At 42.2% G+C, this 569-nt stretch carries 1 pseudogene; it reads right to left on the reverse strand.

The window, feature by feature from the left end:
* Positions 1-569: pseudogene (locus ACFIO3_RS15335) on the reverse strand (phage tail protein); the annotation flags it as partial.

Below are 569 nucleotides of genomic sequence, written 5' to 3' on the forward strand. Positions count from 1 at the left end.
CTAGAGGCTATAGCCAAGCGTTGCTGCTTGGCATAGCGTTCAAGGGCTTGATTGACTGCGTCTCTGATTTCGTCCTTTAAACCATTGGGGACGGAAATATTTAAATTTGAAATCATCACACGGGCATCTACTTCTACCGGCTTATGAACGGTAATGGGCTTGGGAGTTTTGAAGGCGCCCACTTTTGTATTTGTAGTCTGCATTTGTCCTGTTTCGACTACGCTTGTATTAAAGCCACTCTTGCGTTTTTCAGGTGGAGTATTTGTGACCACTGCTGTATCCAGCATTCTTTTTGCTCGTGTTTTAGTTTCATCAGTAAAGGTTTTAATGGTCTGCGTTGAAGTTTTGTCTATTGAGACATTAAAGCCTAACTTTTCTTTCACCCAGTTTGGCATCCAACTGGTTAATTTACCCATCATGCCGCTGAGCCATTCAGACAGAGCATTCCATTTGCTTTTGATGCCGTCCCAAAGCCCATTAATAAGATTGGAGCCTACTTCCATTAAATCGACACCAAACAGCCATTCAATGAGTTCATTGATTTTTTTCGAAATCCAAGAGAGTGGTGA

The sequence above is a fragment of the Bartonella sp. AD328YNZD genome (genome assembly GCF_042196425.1).